Origin of the sequence: Phenylobacterium sp. (assembly GCF_044371015.1) — a bacterium.
In the GTDB taxonomy this organism is placed as follows: Bacteria; Pseudomonadota; Alphaproteobacteria; order Caulobacterales; family Caulobacteraceae; genus Phenylobacterium.
The window spans coordinates 1-14262 of sequence record NZ_JBILUK010000067.1; the positions used below are offsets into that span (position 1 = coordinate 1).

Sequence of the window (14262 nt, forward strand, 5' to 3'; positions counted from 1 at the left end):
CATGGCCCGGGATTTCCGGATCGAGACCCCCTTGATGTGGCTGACCAAGGCGCAGACCTGGGCCCTGGCCCGACGGCTGGGCGGCGAGGCGCTGGTCGGGATCACCGTCGAGGACACCCACACCTGCTATCTGGGCGAACGGGGCGAAGGCCACGCTTGGGGCCATGGCTGCGGGCGTTGTCCGGCCTGCGACCTGCGGGCCCGCGGCCACGCGGAGTGGGTCGCGAATGGAGCGCCGGCGCTTGAGGTCGCGCCATGAGCTATGCGGTCAAGGAGATCTTCCTGACCCTGCAGGGCGAGGGCGGCCAGGCCGGGCGGCCGGCGGTGTTCTGCCGCTTCGCCGGCTGCAATCTCTGGTCCGGCCGGGAGGAGGATCGCGCCGCCGCCGTCTGCACCTTCTGCGACACGGACTTCGTCGGCATGGACGGGCCCGGGGGCGGCCGGTTCCAGGACGCGGAAGCGCTTGCGGCGGCGGTTGAGGCGGCCTGGATCGGCGGGGCCTCGGATCGCCTGGTTGTGCTGACCGGCGGCGAGCCGTTGCTTCAGGTGAACGACGCGCTGGTGGCGGCGCTGCACGCCCGCGGCTTCACCATCGCTCTGGAGACCAACGGCACCCTGCCTGCGCCCGAGGGCATCGACTGGATCTGCGTCAGCCCCAAGGCCCAGGCGACCGTCGTGCAGCAGCGCGGCCAGGAATTGAAACTGGTCTATCCGCAGAGAGACGTCGATCCGGCGCGGTTCGAGGACCTGGATTTCGAGCGGTTCCTGCTGCAGCCGATGGACGGCCCGGATCGCGAGGCGGCGACCCGCGCGGCGATCGCCTATTGCCTCGAACACCCTCGCTGGCGTTTAAGCGTGCAGACCCACAAGTACCTCGGCATCGCCTGAGGCTTTCACCGCGCCCGCGGGCGCCAGATCCCGCTCGTTTCTGTTCAATGACCTCCGCCACATTCGAGATCACCAAATCCGCGACGTTCGACGCCGCGCACTACTTCGCCGAGGGGCCGGAACACCGGCCCTATTCCAACCTGCACGGCCATTCTTTCCGGGTGGAGGCCACCGTGCGCGGCCCCACGCAGGAGCCGGTCGGCTGGGTCGCCGACCTTGCGGACGTCGATGCCGCCTTGAAACGCGTGGCCGGTGAACTTGATCACCGCCTGCTCAACGAGCGCCCGGGCCTCGAGCGCCCGACCCTGGAGCACCTCTGCCTCTATTTTGCGGAACGCCTGAAGGGCGAGTTCCCCGGCTTGTCGCGCATCGTGGTGTCGCGCCCGACCATCGGCGAGAGCTGCTCGCTTAGCCTTTAGGGCGGGTTTCGGACCCAAGATTGCGCGCCCGAGTTGCCGTCGCCGCGCGATCAGGTAAGAGGCACGCCCTGAGCCCCCTTGGCGGAATTGGTAGACGCAGACGACTCAAAATCGTCCGCCGCAAGGCTTCCCGGTTCGAGTCCGGGAGGGGGCACCATCTCAGTCCAGGATCGCCACCGCGCGGATCCAGCCTGCCGACGCGCCGGCGATTTTCACCGGGAAGCAGGAGAGGGTGAAGCCGTGGGGCGGCAGGGCCTCGAGGTTGGTCAGCTTCTCGATCTGGTAGTACTCACGGAAGCGGCCGGCCTTGTGGCCTTCCCAGATGATCTTCGGGTCACGCTTCTCCGCCCAGCGGCGGGCGGTGTGGGAGAAGGGCGCGTCCCAGCTCCACGCGTCGGTGCCGACCACCTTCACCCCGCGCTCGGTGAGGAAGAGCGTCGCCTCTTCGCCCATGCCGCAGCCCTTGTGGATGAAGTCCGGCGCGCCGTAGGCGGCGCCCGCAGCGGTGTTGACCAGCACGATGTCGAGCGGGGCCAGATTGTGGCCGATGCGGTCAAGCTCGGCTTCGACCTCGGCGGCGGAGACGACATGGCCGTCGGGCAGGTGGCGAAAGTCGAGTTTCACGCCCGGTTGCAGGAAATAGTCGAGCGGCCCTTCGTCGATCGTCGGGGCGCGGCGGACGGCGGTGGCCTGATCGGTAGTGGAGTGGAAGTGCCAGGGCGCATCCATGTGGGTGCCGTTGTGGGTGGAGAGCTGGACGTACTCCACTGCCCAGCCCTCTCCGTCGGGCAGGTCGTCCGCCGTTAGTCCCGGGAATGAGGCGGCCATCTGGCCCACGGTTTCCAGGTGGCGCGAGTAGGTCACCTTGGGCCGCATCATGTCGGGATCGGTCAACACGTCGTTGGTGATCGGGATGGAAAGGTCGATCAGGCGCCTTGCCATGTTCAGAACACTCCCAGCGCGGCGCGGACCGCCAGCGCCAACAGCACCAGCGAAGCGACCATGAAGATCAGGAACCGGACCATGATCACATTGACGGTCGCCTGGACCAGGCTGTGGACGACGCGCAGGCCCACATAGCCCCAGGCCAGAGCGGCGTTCAGCCCATCACCCTGGCCCGCGACCGCCAGCACCAGGGCGGTGGCGTAGAACAGCGTCGGCTGCTCCATCAGGTGATTGTAGTTGTCGGCTTTCCAGCGGACGGACGGCGGCAGGGCCGCGGCCAGATCGGCGCTGGTCATGGTGGGCTCCATCGGCAACTTCGCGGCCTGGATCGCCGGGATGCGGGTGGCGTAGAGCCAGGCCCACATCACCAACGACCACAGCACCAGCGCGATCACCGGCTGCAGAATCGGGCTTTCCATGTCGTTCTCTCCCCAAACGCGTCTTTGGCCGCCAATTGACCCCCGCCGGGCTTGACCGTCCAGCCCCTGGAGAGGCTTAAGCCGCCGATGACCGCGCCCGCGCCTCAGCCCGCCGTGCAAGCCCCGTTGCTCGGCATCGCGCTCCGCGTGGCGGCCATGGCGCTGATGGCGGGTCTGTCGGCGATCGTGAAGTGGACCGGCGAGCGTGGCATCCCGGTGTTCGAGATCATCCTGTTCCGCAACCTCTTCGCCTTCGTGCCGCTGGGCCTGTACATCTGGCGGACGACCGGGTTCGAGGTGCTGCGGACACGCCGTCCGCTGGGGCATCTGGCGCGTTCGGCCGTCGGGCTGTCCGGGATGTTCTGTGGGTTCTCGGCGGTGCAGGTGCTGCCCCTGACCGAGGCCACGGCGTTGGGGTTCGCGGCGCCGCTGTTCATGACCGCCCTGGCCGCCCTGCTGCTCAAGGAGCCGGTGGGTGCGCGGCGCTGGGTCGCGGTGATGGTGGGGTTCGGCGGCGTGCTGCTGATGGCGCGACCGTCTCCGGACCACATGAACGCCCTGGGCGTCACGCTCGGGCTGCTGAGCGCTGTGGGCGCCGCGGGCGCGATGGTGGCGATCCGCCAGATCTCCGACACCGAGCGCGGGCCGACCATCGTCTTTTACTTCACCCTGGCCGGGGTCGTGGTGGGGCTGGTGGGGTCGCTGTTCCATTGGGTGACGCCCGACCCGCTGACACTGGCGATGTTGATCCTGGGCGGCCTGATCGGCGGTGTGGGGCAGCTGCTGCTGACCGAGGCGCTGCGCCGGGCCCCGGTGGGGGTCATTGCACCGTTCGACTACATCCAGTTCGTCTGGGCGGCCCTGCTGGGGCTGGTGATCTGGGGCGAGTTGCCACATCCGCTGACGCTTGTGGGCGCGGTGATCGTGGCGGCCAGCGGGGTCTATATTCTGCACCGCGAACTGGTGCGATTCCGGGCGGCCCGGAGCACCGGGCTCGATTGACTCCGCGATTGGAGAGGCGGACTCTCCGTTATCTCAATTGGAGCCCGACCATGCTGTTGCGAGCCCTGACCATCACTCTGTTGGCGACGGCAGTCGCCCTGCCCGCCCAGGCCCAGGGCGCCATGACCGTGATCGGCGGCGGCATGGCCAAGGATTGCTCGGTCGCTGCGCTCGGCGGGGAGTCCGACATCCGCTTCGAGACCGTCTGCACCCAGGCGCTCGAGACCGAGCTGCTCAGCTCGCGCGACCGGGCCGGGACCTTTGTGAACCGGGGCATCCTGAAGCTGCGACGCAAGGCGTACAGCCTCGCTCTGGCCGATTTCGACCGGGCGGTCTCGACCAAGCCCGACCTCGGCGAGGCCTATGTGAACCGGGGCGCGGCGTCGGTGGGCGTGCGGCGCTATGCCGAAGGGCTGGCGGATCTCAACAAGGCCCTGGAGCTGGGGGTTGATGAACCCGAGAAGGCCTATTTCAACCGCGCCCTGGCGCATGAGGGTCTGGATGACCTGAAGTCGGCCTATCTCGACTACCAGAAAGCGCAGACGCTCAAGCCGGACTGGCAGGACCCGGCGCGGGAGCTCGCGCGGTTCACCGTCGAGCGGCGCTGAGGACTGAGCTGGGCCCAATCCGACGTGTCGGCGGGCCGGCGCATCGGTCAGGCTAGCTGATCGCGGGTTTGGCCTCCCAGCCCAGGCAGACCGCCACGGACTTGCGGGCCAGAAGTTCGCCGGGATCCACCAGCTCGAGCCGCGTGTCGCGCGGCCCCATGACCAGCGGGACCTCGGTGCAGCCGGCGACCAGCACCTCGGCGCCTTCGGCCCGCAGCGCCTCGGCGTGGGCGCGCATCTCGGCGCGGACCTCTTCACCCGTGTCTCCGGCCTTGATCTTGTAGATCGTGGCCATGAACGCCTCCTGGGCCTCGGCCGGGAGGACCACCAGACCCATGGCGCGGGCGGCCAGATATTCGCGGTAGAGGCGGATCGCCCCCTTGGTGCCCAGTACGCCGGCCCGGCGCGCGCCCGTGCCCGCCGCCGCCGCGGCCCCCAGCCCGATCATGTCGATCAGCGGCAGGCCGGAGGCCCGCTGGATCAATCCGGCATGGGCGTGGGCGGTGTTGCAGGGCATGGCCAGGACCTGGGCTCCGGCCCCCGCCAGGGCGCCGGCCATCTCGGCCAGCACCTCGCCCGCGCCGGAACCCGGCACGTTGCGGTCGGGCGCCTGGGGGTTGATGTCGGCGATCACCCGGATGTGGTCCTGGTCGCGTTCGGCGGGCGTCAGGGCCTGAACCCGGGCCAGATAGGCGAGCGTGGCCGCCGGGCCCATACCGCCCAACACGCCAAGAACGAGGGGCTTCGTGGTCATCCTAGCCGACCCTCCAGTTCCGATTGGTAGCCGAAAAGCCCCTGCGCGCCGCCGGTGTGCAGGAACACCACCGTCTCACCTTCAAAGTCGCCGGCCCGAGCCCGGGCGATCAGCCCCTTCATCGCCTTGGCCGTGTAGACCGGATCGAGCAGGATGGCGTCGAGACGGGCGAGCGTCTTCAAGGTGTCGATCACGCCTTCATCGATAAGGCCGTAGCCCGCGCCGACATAGTCGCAGTCGGCGACCACCATCTCGCGGGCGACCCGATCCTCGTGGCCCAGCAGCGCGGCGGTTTCGCGGGCCAGTCTATAGACATTGGCCTCCTGGGCCTCGCGCGCGGCGCGGACCCCGATCCCCAGCACCGGAACGTCTGCGCCCATAACCGCGAGGCCGGCCACCAGGCCCGCATGGGTGCCGGCGCTACCGCTGGCCACCACGATCCGGTCGATGACGAGGCCCATCTCGTCGGCCTGTGCGATCAACTCGCGGGCGCATTCGGCATAGCCCAGAGCGCCCACGGCGTTGGAGCCGCCGCCGGGGATCACATAGGGTCGCCCGCCCCTGGTCTCGACCTCGGCGGCGGTGCGGGCCAGCTCGGCGGCCATGTCTGAGCCGCCCGGCACGGTGCGCACCCGCGCGCCGAGAAGCTCGTCCAGCAGCACATTGCCGGAGCGGTTGTAGTCGATGGCGTTGGAGCCTGTGCGCGCCTCGAGGATGATCTCACAGGCGAGGCCGAAGCGCGCGGCGGCGGCGGCTGTCTGGCGCACGTGGTTCGACTGAATCGCGCCCTGGGTGACGAGCGTGTCGGCGTCGTCGCTGAGCGCCGCGCCCAGCAGGTATTCGAGCTTGCGGGTCTTGTTGCCGCCGCCGGCGAGACCCGTGCAGTCGTCGCGCTTGATCCAGAGGGTGGGTCCGGAACCGTCGTCCCCGGCCAGCAGGGTGGTCAGCCCCGGCAGGGGTTCCAGTGGCGTCGGCAGGTGCGCGAAGCGGACGGGGTCGAAGCGGGAAAGATGCATGGCTCCCGACCTAATCCGGTCGGGAGCCATGGGGAAGCAAAGATCAGCCGCCGAAGCGCGCCGTGAAGCGCACGCCGACCTTGCGGGGCGGCAGCGGGTTGGAGAAGTAGCTGCGCAGGAACACCACGCCGCCCTGATCGTTACGCTGGGTCTGGTTGAAGCGCGGATTGCCGGCGATGCCCGATTCCGCGAAGGTGTCGAAGATGTTGTCCGCGAACAGGGTCACCGACCACATGCCGTCGGAATCCGCCGGGCGAAGCGTCAACGACGCGTCATGCATGGTGTAGTCGTCGAGCGCGACCGTGCCGCCGCGCAGGCCCACCGCCGTGTAGATGTTTGAGATGTAGCGGCCGGCGTAGTTGGCCTCGATCTCCAGACCGTTGTTCAGAGGCTGAACGTAGGTCGCCATCAGGTTGGCGCTGTGCTTGGGAGACCCAGGCAGCCGGTCGCCGTCGAACGCGCCGACCAGCGTGTTGCGCAGCGGACCGCGCGGCGGGTTGGGAATCGCCGGATCCGGGATGGTCCGAACCACGCTCGGCGCGTCCGCGGTCAGCTCGGCATGGGTATAGGTGTAGCTCGCCCGCACCGTGAACTGCTCGTTGATCCGGGCCACCGTCGCGACATCGAAGCCCATGGTTTCCGCGCCATTGCCGTTGCGGACAATGGTGCCGCCGCCGTTCACCGTGGCCGACAGCAACTGCGGGTCCTTCCAGTCGAGATAGTAGGCCGACGCGTTCAGTTGCAGGCGGCCATCCATCCAGACCGTCTTGGCGCCAAGTTCGTAGTTGGTGGTTTTATCCGGTGTGTATTCCACCTCATCCGGCAGGGCGCAGACGTTCTGGAAGTTGCCGAGCGGCACCGGACAGGGCGCGATGCCGTTGCCGTTGCCGGTGCGATACCCCTGGCTGTAGGTGAAGTAGACCAGCGCGTCTTCGGTCACCTTGTAGGAGGTGTTGAACTTCAGAAGGACGCCGTCGTCCTTCTGGCCATCCTGGTCGAAGTCCAAACGGATTTCGTTGGGCCGCCGGCCGTCTGGGCTGATGCTGGTGGACAGCAGCGGCAGGTCGACTGCGTTGAAGGTGACGAGCTTGTAGTCGTAGTAGCGAGCGCCGGCCGTCACCTGCCAGGCGTCATTGATCTGATAGCTGAGCTCGCCGAACACAGCCTTCTCGGTCAGATTCGTTTCGCCCACCGACAGGTACTCCAGGCTGTCCGGTCGCGGCACGCCACGGGTGCCGAAGGCGCGGATGGCGTAGAGATCGAATCCGGGCGTGAATTCCCGCGATGAGCCGTCGGAATCGAGCTTCGAGTAGAAGCCGCCGACGATCCAGCTCATCGGGCCATCGGTCTTGGAGACCAGCCGGACTTCCTGCGTCCAGTTCTCGTCGTCCTGGTCTTCCCGGGTGAAGGCAGAGAACGCAGGGAAGGCCTCGTAGGAGTATTGAAGCGTGATCAGTAGGTTGGTCTGGTCGCGCTGCCCGACTTCCTTGTAGCGCGCGTAGCCGGTGGCCGAGGTCAGTTCGGCGAAGCCGAGATCCGCCGTCAGTTCCAACGCCAGGAGGTCGTTCTCGCGGCGGTTGGGCTCGCGGTAGCGAAGTGTGGAGACGTACTTGTCGACCGGGATCGTGCCCCGGTGAGAACTGATCGTCCGGCCCTCGGACTTCTGGTCCTGATGGTAGTAGGTCAGATTGGCGTCGAGCCAGTCCACCGGCCGCCAGCGCACGCCCATCCGGGCCGCGAGCGTCTTTTCGCCGTTGGCGTCCTTGAACTTGCGCAGGTCCGAGCCCGCGCCGGTCAGGATGTTGGGATTGGTGACCCCGGGCCGGTTGACCACGAAATTGTAGTCCACGAAGCCGGTGTCGTGCAGGACATCGACAGAGGCGCGGACGGCCAGGGTTTCGTTGATCGGGAAGTTGGCGGTGGCGCCGTAGTCGGAGCTCAAACCGTCCGCCTTGGAGTAGCCGTAGCCCTCGCCTCGCACCTCCAGGGTCCGCGCGTCGAACTGGGGCCGCTTGGGAATGTAGCGGATGGCGCCGCCCATGGTGCCGCGACCATAGAGCGTGCCTTGCGGCCCGAGCAGGAACTCGACCCGCTCCATGTCGTTGAGCTTGAGGTCGATGTGGATCGGCACCTCGCCAAGATAGGTCGAGACGATGCCGCCGGCGTTGTTGCCCAGCACGTCGGTCTGGCCCAGCGCGTCGGCGTTAAGGCCGCGCACCACGATCCGGTCCGAGGTGCGGCCGCCCTGGTCGACCAGGTGGACGCCCGGGATCATGGCCGCGATCTCGGCCAGATCCGCCGCGCCCTGCCGCTCGATGGCCTCGGCGCCGACCGCCGAGATGTTGAGCGGCACATCCTGGACATTGGCTTCCCGGCGCGTCGCCGTGACGATCAGTTCCTCGACTTCCGCCTCGGCGGCGAGCGCCAGACCCGGGGCGGCGAGGGAGATCGCGCTGATGGAGGCCAGAAGGAGCGAACGGCGGCCGGCAGGCTTATTCATGTCGGAGGTGTTCCTTGTTGCGTGACGAGGGTCACTCTGCGGTAAGTCCTGGACCTACGTTTCGGGCGCCCGCAAGTCGTGGGAGGTTAACGCGCGGCTTGCAGGGCCAATCGGGTCGCGGGATGTTGCAAAAATGACTCATTCCGCCTCCGCTTCAGGCGCCGCGCCCGACCCTCGGCTCCTGCGCGCCGAACGGCTGATGGCGACGGGTGACTACCGTGGCGGGCATGCCTTGTGCCTCGAGGTGCTGAACGACGACCCCGATGCGGTCCTGGCCTGGTTTCTCCTGGGCGTGCTGGCCGCCGACCATGACAACTTCGTCCGCGCCGCTGAGCTGTTCGAGCGGGCCGCCGGGCTGGCGCCGACCGATCCCCGGCCGCTGGCGCATCGGGCCCGGGCGCTGACCCCGCTCAATCGTCATGACGAGGCTCTGGCCGCCGCCCGCGCCGCCGCGGCGCAGGAGCCTGGAGACGCCCTGACCAGCGACACCCTGGGCGTGGTGTTCAGCCGGCTGGGTCTGCACGCCGAGGCTGTGCCGCACTTCGAGCGCGCCGTGACGCTCGAACCTCGCAATGCGGCGTTTCAGTACAATCTGGGCGCCTCGCGACAGTTCCTGGGCGACTTCGACGGCGCCGAGACCGCCTATGCCGCGGCCATAATGGTTGAGCCCGGACACCCCCGCGCCTGGTCCTCGCGCGTGGCGCTGGCCCGCCAGACGCCGGAGCGAAACCACCGCGCCGCGCTGGAGGCCCTGTTCAATGCGCCGGCGCGCGATCCGGACCGGGATCTGCATATCGGCCATGCCCTGGCCAAGACCTGCGAAGACCTGGGAGAACCGGAGGCGGCGCTCGGCTGGCTGATCCGCGCCAAACGGGCGAAGCGCGCTGCGGTGGCCTACGATCCGGCGGGCGACGCCGCTCTGTTTGAGGCGGCGGCGGCGGGCTTTGTATCCGGCGAGCGGGCCGGGCCGGATTCGGACGACGCGCCGATCTTCGTGGTTGGGTTGCCGCGCACCGGCACCACGCTGGTGGACCGAATTCTTTCCAGCCACCACGATGTGGTCTCGGCCGGAGAACTCACCCACTTCGCGCTGGTGCTCAAGCGCATGGCCGGGACGCCGTCCAATCTGGTGCTGGATGTCGAGACCCTGCGGGCCGCGCGCGGGCTCGACCTCGCCGCCGCCGGCGAAACCTATGGGGCGCCCGCGGCGCCCTGGCGCGGCGCCGCGCCGCGGTTCGTCGACAAGATGCCGCTCAATGTCGTCTATGCCGGGCTGATTCACAGGGCGTTGCCGAATGCGCGGATCATCTGCCTCCGCCGCCATCCGATGGACGCTTGCCTCGCCAACTTCCGCCAGCTGTTCGCCACCGGGTTCGCCTACTACGACTACGCCTACGATCTGGAAGACGTCGGCCGCTACTATCTGGGTTTCGACCGGCTTGTGGCGCACTGGCGGGATGTACTGCCGTCGGACCGCTTCACCGAGGTGGCGTACGAGGCCATCGTCGCCGACCAGGAGGCCGAGACCCGCCGTCTGCTCGCCTTCTGCGGGCTCGACTGGGACCCGGCTTGCCTGGACTTCCACGAGAACCGCGCGCCGGTCGCCACGGCCAGCGCCGTGCAGGTGCGCCAGCCGCTTTATGCGACGTCGATCGGGCGATGGCGGCGCTATGGTTCCGGTCTCGAACCCCTTCGGCGCGTGCTCGAAGCCGGTGGCGTCGTCCTGCCTTGAGCGCGTTTGGCGAGATTGGAAGCCGGTTTCGCTGAAGAAACGCGCGCTAATTTAAAGAGATCGAGCCTGTTCGACCGGCCTTGATGGCTCCATCAAGGCCGGACAGGCTTTAGGGTCTGATCTTCGACGGCAGGGCCGCGACTTCTTCCGCGCTCATCTTCACGATCGAATCGACGATGCACGGGGTTTCGAACCCGCCGCGTGAGATGGCCATGTCCATGTCCAGCGGCCTGCAGATCATTGAAGATCCGGGCGGCGAGCGGGTGATGATCGGATCCGACGGGATCGCGCCGGCGAGGCAGCCACCCTTCATCGTCACCCGGTAGGTCTCCCGCTGCCGGGTCTTGATCAGCATCGTCTGACGATCGGCCACCGAATGGCTCTGAATATCTTGGCTGCGGATGCACTGGCCCGAAGGCAGGCCCGCGCCCGAGGCGGGCGCCGGCGTGGTCAACGGCGACGGCTTGGCCGCGAGGGCGGCGCCGGCGGACGCGAGCGCGGCGGTGGCGAACAGGAACGCCATTCTCATGGTGGTCTCCCTTGGAATGTCCCTCACCCTCAATGTACGCCATTGTGGGGCATTCGTCTTCAGGGCCGCCCGTCGCCTGAGCAAGCCATAAGAAAAAATGGCGCGCTGCGTGGTTGCCTGTTGGCCATAGTCGCTGAAGAGCCGAAGGTGGCGATTGCTCGGTCGGGACCGAGACTCGGGGGGACTACAGGATGCAACAGAAGCTTCTCATGACCGGCGCGTTCGCGGCCGGATGTTTCGCGCTGGCTGCGCCGGCCGGGGCGCAGGAGGTCCAGGAACTGGTGGTCACCGGCTCACGCGGCGCGCCGCGCACGGTGATCGAGAGCGCCACGCCCATTGATGTGATCAGCGGAGTCGAACTGGAGAAGACTGGCCGGGCCGGAGCGTTCCAGTCGCTGCAGACCCTGGTGCCATCATTCAACCTGCCGGCCCGCGCCGGCGGCTCGACCTCCACTGTGATCGCCACCGGCGGTCTGCGGGGACTCAACCCCGACCAGACCCTGGTGCTGGTCAACGGCAAGCGCCGCCACAAGACCTCGCTGATCAACGCGGTGTCGTCGCTCTACAACGGTTCGGTCCCGGCGGATCTCGACCACATCCCGACCTCGGCCATCGGACGCATCGAGGTGCTGCGGGACGGAGCGGCGGCGCAGTACGGCTCCGACGCCATCGCCGGAGTGATCAACATCATCCTGAAGGACAGCGACGGCGGCTTTATCGGCGGCAGCTTCGGCCAGAATTTCGACCGCAGCGATGGCGAACTCTGGCAGGCGCATGCGAGCTACGGTTTCGATTTCGCCGGCGGCGACGGCCACCTGAACCTGGCGCTCGACACCAAGGACCAAAAGCTTTCCAACCGCGCCGTGCCGGTGGCGTCGACCGTGCAGATCTATCCGCGCATCAATGGCCAGCCGGACCCCCGCGAGGCCACCGTAGACCGGTTGATCACCAAGAACTCCGGCGTCCTGCCGCAGATGGGCGTGAACGTCGGCTACAACCTGACCTGGAAGATGGGCGAGGCGGCGACCTTCTATTCGTTCGGCACGCTCAGCCGGCGAATCTCGGACCTGCCATTTACGGTGCGGACGCCCAACAACGTCAATACGCTTCCGGAAATCTACCCCGAGGGGTTCCGGCCCAATCTGGTGATCCGCGAACGCGACTATGAGGCGGCCTTCGGCTTCCGCGGCGACTGGTCGGGCTGGTCCTGGGACGTCTCGACCACCTACGGCCGAAACCGCGCGACCGAGAACACATCCAACACACTGAACGCCAGCCTCGGCCCGACCAGTCCTACTGTGTTCTATATCGGGGCTCTGAAATCCACCGAGTGGGTGAATTCGCTCGACCTTACCCGGGCTCTTCAGCTGGAGGGCGCCGGCGAACTGCAGGTGTCTCTCGGCGCCCAGCACCGGCGCGAGACCTATGCCGTATCGGCGGGCGAGCCTCTGAGTTATGCGGCCGGGCCCTATGTGATCCCGGCGGGTCGGCCCTTCGCGGGCCAGCGGCCGCAGACCGGCGCCCAGGCGACGCCGGGCTTCCAGCCCTCCGACGCCAGTTCCAGCTCGCGCAACAACCTGGCGGCCTACGCCGAGCTGGGCTGGACGCCCAGCGAGCGGGTCTTCCTCGGCGCAGCCGCTCGGTATGAAGATTATGACGATTCCTCGGGAGACACGCTGGTCGGCAAGGTCAACGGCCGCTTCGAAGTGACCGACTGGCTGGCCATCCGGGCGGCCGCCTCCACCGGCTTCCGGGCCCCGGGTCTGGCGCAGCAGAACTACGCCGCCTCCCAGAGCCAGTTCCGACTGGTGAGCGGCGTGCTGGAACTGCTGCAGATCAAGACCCTGCCGGTCGGCTCCCGCGAGGCTGTGGCCCTGGGATCCCAGCCGCTGCGGCCCGAGGAGTCCGAGAACCTGAGCTTCGGCGTGACGCTGGAGCCCCTGCCCAGCCTGGCCATCACCATCGACGCCTATCAGATCGACGTGGACAAGCGGATCGCCATCACCTCGACCCTGACCGGGACGGCGGTGTCCAACATCCTGATCGCCAACGGCCTGCCGGGCGCGCTCTCGGCCCAGTACTACACCAACGCCATCGACACCCGGACCAAGGGCGTGGACATCGTCGCCACCTGGCGGACGGACCTGGGTGAGTGGGGCGCGCTGCGGGCCAGCGCCGGCTACAATCACAACGACACGGACATTCGTCGCATCAAGCCCAACCCGCCTCAGCTGAGCGCGCTGGGCGCCGGGTTCGTGCTGTTCGACCGGCTTAGCCAGGGGTTCCTGACCGACGCCTTCCCAAAGGACAAGATCGCGCTCAGCGCCAACTGGAGCTGGAACGACCTCAACGTGAACCTGCGTCAGACACGGTTTGGCAAGTACACGATCCGGCAGAATCTGGTCGCCAACGACCGCAGCTATGGCGCTGAATGGATCACCGACCTGGAGGTCAGCTACAAGCTCCCCTGGAACGTGACGGTGGCGGCAGGGGCCAACAACCTGTTCAACACCTATCCGGACGCGAACGGCATCTTCAACGCCAACCTGGGGGCCGGACAGTACCCGGGCACGTCGCCCATCGGCTTCACGGGCGGCTCCTACTACGCCCGCGTCCAATGGGACTTCTGACCTGCTTCCGCGCGGCGGCGCTGGCGTGTGCGCTGGCGCTGTCGGCTGTCCCGGCGGTCGCGGCGCCCGGGCCGAACGGCGAGATCCTGTGGGATGCCTACGGCGTGCCGCATATCTACGCCAAGGACGAGGCTGGCGCCTTCAGGGGCTTCGGCTGGGCCACGGCGCAGAACCACGGCGACGTGGTGGCGCGGCTCTATGGTCAGGCGCGCGGCCGGGCGGCGGAATACTGGGGTCCCGCCGAGATCGAGTCCGACAAGTGGGTGATCGCCAACGACGTCTATGCCCGCGCCAAGGCCTGGTATGAAGCGGAGCCGGCGGACTTTCGCGCCAAGCTGGACGCCTTCGCCGAGGGCATGAACGCCTATGCCCGCGCCCATCCCGAAAAGCTGGACCCGGCCGTACGGCAGGTGTTTCCGATGAGCGGCGTGGACGTGATGGCCCACGCCCACAAGCTTATGAACTTCAACTATGTGGCGCCCCAGGGCCGCACGATGGGCGCCAATGCCGATGCCGGCTCCAACGCCTGGGCCGTGGCGCCGCAGCGTTCAGCCAGCGGCGCGACGCTGCTGCTGGCCAATCCGCACCTGCCCTGGGCGCCCAGCCAGCTGACCTACTTCGAGGCTCACCTCAATGCGCCGGGCCTGCACATGTATGGCGCCACTCAGGTGGGTCTGCCGGTGCTGCGCTTCATGTTCAACGAGCGGATGGGTTTCACCAACACGGTGAACAACATACTGGGCGCGACCAACTATGAGCTGAAGCTGGCCGAGGGCGGCTATCTATTCGATGGCCAGGTGAAGCCATTCCAGACCCGGAC

The 14262-nt window shown here is 67.7% G+C and carries 14 protein-coding genes and 1 tRNA gene; 9 read left to right on the top strand and 6 right to left on the bottom strand.

Features of this window, described 5'->3' with window-relative positions:
• The 4 genes from ACIQ3R_RS07795 to ACIQ3R_RS07810 all read left to right on the top strand — a co-directional run.
• Positions 1-259, top strand: a 259-nt coding sequence (locus ACIQ3R_RS07795) for a 7-cyano-7-deazaguanine synthase (RefSeq protein WP_397417028.1), incomplete at its 5' end; no start/stop codon positions are given.
• Positions 256-888: a 7-carboxy-7-deazaguanine synthase gene (gene queE / locus ACIQ3R_RS07800; RefSeq protein ID WP_397417031.1), complete on the top strand. Its 633-nt coding sequence runs from the start codon at positions 256-258 to the stop codon at positions 886-888. The genes ACIQ3R_RS07795 and queE, both read left to right, overlap by 4 nt.
• A 47-nt stretch (positions 889-935) precedes the next feature.
• A complete protein-coding gene (locus ACIQ3R_RS07805; protein ID WP_397417034.1) occupies positions 936-1307 on the top strand; it encodes a 6-pyruvoyl trahydropterin synthase family protein in 372 nt (123 codons plus the stop codon).
• 72 nt (positions 1308-1379) lie between these two features.
• Positions 1380-1464 (top strand) — tRNA-Leu (locus ACIQ3R_RS07810).
• Between the two features lie 2 nt (positions 1465-1466).
• On the opposite strand, the gene ACIQ3R_RS07815 is transcribed toward ACIQ3R_RS07810, so the two are convergent.
• Together ACIQ3R_RS07815 and ACIQ3R_RS07820 are read right to left on the bottom strand one after the other, a co-directional pair.
• Positions 1467-2249, bottom strand: a complete 783-nt coding sequence (locus tag ACIQ3R_RS07815) for a cyclase family protein (RefSeq protein WP_397417036.1) — start codon at positions 2247-2249, stop codon at positions 1467-1469.
• A gap of 2 nt (positions 2250-2251) precedes the next feature.
• On the bottom strand, positions 2252-2671 hold the full coding sequence (locus ACIQ3R_RS07820) for an MAPEG family protein (protein ID WP_397417038.1): 420 nt from the start codon (positions 2669-2671) through the stop codon (positions 2252-2254).
• 87 nt (positions 2672-2758) lie between these two features.
• On the opposite strand from ACIQ3R_RS07820, the gene ACIQ3R_RS07825 reads away from it, so the two are divergent.
• Both ACIQ3R_RS07825 and ACIQ3R_RS07830 read left to right on the top strand, forming a co-directional pair.
• Positions 2759-3673 (top strand): DMT family transporter, encoded by a 915-nt coding sequence (locus tag ACIQ3R_RS07825; protein ID WP_397417041.1) that lies wholly within the window; start codon positions 2759-2761, stop codon positions 3671-3673.
• Between the two features lie 50 nt (positions 3674-3723).
• Positions 3724-4281 (top strand): tetratricopeptide repeat protein, encoded by a 558-nt coding sequence (locus ACIQ3R_RS07830; protein WP_397417043.1) that lies wholly within the window; start codon positions 3724-3726, stop codon positions 4279-4281.
• 52 nt (positions 4282-4333) lie between these two features.
• On the opposite strand, the gene ACIQ3R_RS07835 is transcribed toward ACIQ3R_RS07830, so the two are convergent.
• Genes ACIQ3R_RS07835 through ACIQ3R_RS07845 form a run of 3 tightly spaced genes read right to left on the bottom strand, consistent with a single transcriptional unit; the run spans position 4334 to position 8551 of the window.
• A complete protein-coding gene (locus ACIQ3R_RS07835) occupies positions 4334-5035 on the bottom strand; it encodes an aspartate/glutamate racemase family protein (RefSeq protein ID WP_397417045.1) in 702 nt (233 codons plus the stop codon).
• Positions 5032-6051: a D-cysteine desulfhydrase gene (locus ACIQ3R_RS07840; RefSeq protein ID WP_397417047.1), complete on the bottom strand. Its 1020-nt coding sequence runs from the start codon at positions 6049-6051 to the stop codon at positions 5032-5034. The genes ACIQ3R_RS07835 and ACIQ3R_RS07840 overlap by 4 nt, the downstream gene beginning before the upstream one ends.
• Positions 6052-6094: 43 nt before the next feature.
• A complete protein-coding gene (locus tag ACIQ3R_RS07845; RefSeq protein WP_397417050.1) occupies positions 6095-8551 on the bottom strand; it encodes a TonB-dependent receptor in 2457 nt (818 codons plus the stop codon).
• Positions 8552-8684: 133 nt separating this feature from the next.
• On the opposite strand from ACIQ3R_RS07845, the gene ACIQ3R_RS07850 reads away from it, so the two are divergent.
• Positions 8685-10283, top strand: coding sequence for a tetratricopeptide repeat-containing sulfotransferase family protein (locus ACIQ3R_RS07850; RefSeq protein WP_397417053.1), 1599 nt, complete (start codon positions 8685-8687; stop codon positions 10281-10283).
• 109 nt (positions 10284-10392) lie between these two features.
• Here the strand turns inward: ACIQ3R_RS07850 and ACIQ3R_RS07855 are convergent, their stop codons facing one another.
• Positions 10393-10806, bottom strand: coding sequence for a DUF6491 family protein (locus ACIQ3R_RS07855; RefSeq protein WP_397417055.1), 414 nt, complete (start codon positions 10804-10806; stop codon positions 10393-10395).
• A 197-nt stretch (positions 10807-11003) separates the two neighbouring features.
• On the opposite strand from ACIQ3R_RS07855, the gene ACIQ3R_RS07860 reads away from it, so the two are divergent.
• Together ACIQ3R_RS07860 and ACIQ3R_RS07865 are read left to right on the top strand one after the other, a co-directional pair.
• Positions 11004-13442 (top strand): TonB-dependent receptor plug domain-containing protein, encoded by a 2439-nt coding sequence (locus tag ACIQ3R_RS07860; RefSeq protein WP_397417057.1) that lies wholly within the window; start codon positions 11004-11006, stop codon positions 13440-13442.
• Positions 13430-14262 (top strand): penicillin acylase family protein (locus ACIQ3R_RS07865; RefSeq protein WP_397417059.1); only part of this gene is annotated, 833 nt, incomplete at its 3' end. The genes ACIQ3R_RS07860 and ACIQ3R_RS07865, both read left to right, overlap by 13 nt.